The 2,470-nt window shown below is 70.5% G+C and carries 3 protein-coding genes and 1 pseudogene; 3 read left to right on the top strand and 1 reads right to left on the bottom strand.

The features are described from left to right. Both K2Z83_RS20045 and K2Z83_RS20050 read left to right on the top strand, forming a co-directional pair. Window positions 1-720, top strand: a 720-nt coding sequence (locus K2Z83_RS20045) for an exonuclease domain-containing protein (RefSeq protein WP_220596966.1), incomplete at its 5' end; no start/stop codon positions are given. 55 nt (window positions 721-775) lie between these two features. Continuing rightward, window positions 776-1,060, top strand: coding sequence for a DUF2203 domain-containing protein (locus tag K2Z83_RS20050; RefSeq protein WP_220596967.1), 285 nt, complete (start codon window positions 776-778; stop codon window positions 1,058-1,060). Window positions 1,061-1,231: 171 nt separating this feature from the next. Here the strand turns inward: K2Z83_RS20050 and K2Z83_RS20055 are convergent, their stop codons facing one another. Further along, window positions 1,232-2,053, bottom strand: coding sequence for a DUF3352 domain-containing protein (locus tag K2Z83_RS20055; protein WP_220596968.1), 822 nt, complete (start codon window positions 2,051-2,053; stop codon window positions 1,232-1,234). A 187-nt stretch (window positions 2,054-2,240) separates the two neighbouring features. On the opposite strand from K2Z83_RS20055, the pseudogene K2Z83_RS20060 reads away from it, so the two are divergent. Further along, window positions 2,241-2,470 (top strand): annotated as a pseudogene (locus K2Z83_RS20060) (molybdopterin-binding protein); the annotation flags it as partial.

Here is a 2,470-nt window from a genome sequence, read left to right on the forward strand (position 1 = left end):
GAGATCGCGCTGCTGCGGGTGCGCGGCGCGATGGTCGAGGATTACCTGGGCGCCACGGTGCGGCCGGGGCGACTGCTCGACCCGCAGGCGGCGGCGGTGAACGGCTTCCTCGACAGCGAGCTGGCTGCCGCGCCGCTGTTCCACAGTGCGGCCGGCCGAGTGGCGGCGCTGGCCAGCGGCGCCGTGATGATCGCCCACAACCTGCCCTTCGATATGACCTTCCTCAACGCCGAGCTGGCCCGGATCGGTCGCCCGCACCTCGCTGGCCCAACCCTCGACACCCTGGCCCTGGCGCGCCGGCTGCTGCGCCGAACCTCCTATAGCCTGGCATCCCTCGCCCGCGACCTTCAGCTCACCACGCCCACCCACCGCGCCCTGGCCGATGTGCTGGCCCTGCGCGACCTCTTCGCGCACCTTCAGACAGGCATGGCCGAGCTCGGGGTGGAGACGCTCGGCGACGCGATGCGGCTTGAGCGCGGCCTGCTGCCAGGCGCGCCCGAGCCGGCGGCCCCCGCGCTGATCGCCCGCGCCCTAGCCGAGGGCCGCGCGATCAGCATCTGCTACCGCTCGCGGAGCAGCCCCGAGCCAACGCTGCGCACCATCAGGCCGATCTACCTGACGAGCGAGTCGAGCGGCACCTACCTGCGGGCCTACTGCGAGCTGCGCCAGGATGTGCGCGCCTTCGCGATCGATAAGATTGAGTCGGCCGAGCTGTGCTGAGCCGCGAGGCGCGCGGGCGAGGCGTCCGACTGATGGAGCTGAGCAGAGGCACACCGTGAGCGACACCGACCTCCACGAGCAGCTGGCCGAGCAGGCCCGCCTGATCGCCTGGCTACAAGATCAGCTCGGGCGCCAGCGCCAGATGAACGGCGAGCTGCGCAAAGCCGTGGCCGACCTGGCCCGCACCTTCCAGGAGTCCCTCGCCGCCGCCTACGAGGCCGGCGAGACGGGCGATATCGACGCGGTGCGGCGGATCACCCGGGCCAACCAGGCCAACTGGCAGGGCTACCTCCAGCAGATCGTCGCCGCGTCCGCGCGGCCCGCGCCGCCGCAGGAATAGCCCTAATGTGTGCACAGCAGGCACATGCCGCACTGATAGTGCTGCGGCGCGGCTACGCCGCGCCGCAGCACTATCAGTTTTTTTGTGGGAGCACGGAGCTCTCCCACACCCTCACTCGGGCATGGTGCTGTTGCTGGCAACAGGAATCGCCCTAACGCTCCAGTGATCGCCCTACGTGTCCAGGCGCATCAACAACTCGCGCAGGGCGGCGAGCGCCACCTGGGACGCATCGCCGGCCACGGTGTAGCGCCCGCCCGGCACCCGCGCGGTCAGCCCCTCGCGAAACTGCGCGAAGCTCGGCACCGCCGCCAGGGACTGATCGGCGCTGGACAGCCGCCCGATCATGGCCGTAATCGCCTCGGGCCGGTTTGAGAAGATGAGGTAGTGCTCGAAGAGGGTGAATGCCGCGATCGGGCTCGGCGCGCCGCCCTCCTGCGCGTAGACCGTCGCCTCGCCCACCTGGAAGCTCGTGATCACATCGCCGCGGGCCGCGCGGGCCGCAAGGTGCTTCTCGATAAACGCCTCGGCCTGCGGGTCGTTTCGCGAGCCGATCAGGAAGACCACCTCGCCCTCGCGCAGCAGGCGATCCGCCGTAGCCTCGCCCTGGACATCGAGTCCGCGCACCGACACCACCATGGTGCCGCCGATCCAGGTCATCAGGTTGTTGTTGTAGTCGACCCCAAGCAGGTTGACGGCGCTATCGAGCACGCGCCCGGGGTCGCCCACGCCGATCTGGTCGCGCAGGACGCTGGCAATCTGCTGGCCCTCGGGCATATCGCCCAGGGAGGGCGCGAGCGAGACGTAGAGCTGCGTGTCGGCGGCGAGCAGCTCGGCCGGGCTCGCCGAGCGCTGCGCGGTCGAGAGCCAGAGCCAGTAGGCCGCGCCGATCAGCACGGCGATGAGCGTGATCCCGAGGCCGCCGAGGAGGGCGAAGCCGAGGCCGCGCTCGGGGCGGGGCGCCGCCGGGGCGCCGGTGAGGGATGGGTTAGACATAATAGACAATGCTCCTGAGGAACAGGGGACAGGGAACAGGGGACAGGGAACAGGTAGGACACAGCGGTGCCGCCGAGCCCGCAGGCCTATGGTACCATGGGATCGTTTGGTGTGACGCTACCTCTGGTGGCGCTCCGAAACTGTACCCCGTTCCCTGTACCCTGTTCCCTCATCAAAGGCGCGCGCCATGCGGATCGCGATCCTGCCGCCCGAGGAGTCCGTCGGGCACATTCTCTGCCACAACCTCGCCGACGCCGGCGGTCGCAAGGCCTTCGCCAAGGGCCGGCTGGTGCGCGCGGATGATCTGCCGCGCCTCGCGGCGCTCGGGGTGCGGGCGCTGCGGGTGGCCGTGCTCGACCCCGGCGACATCCACGAGGATGCGGCGGCGGCCCGCCTCGGCGCGTCGGTGGCCCGCCA

Origin of the sequence: Oscillochloris sp. ZM17-4 (assembly GCF_019599295.1) — a bacterium.
Classification (GTDB): Bacteria; Chloroflexota; Chloroflexia; order Chloroflexales; family Chloroflexaceae; genus Oscillochloris.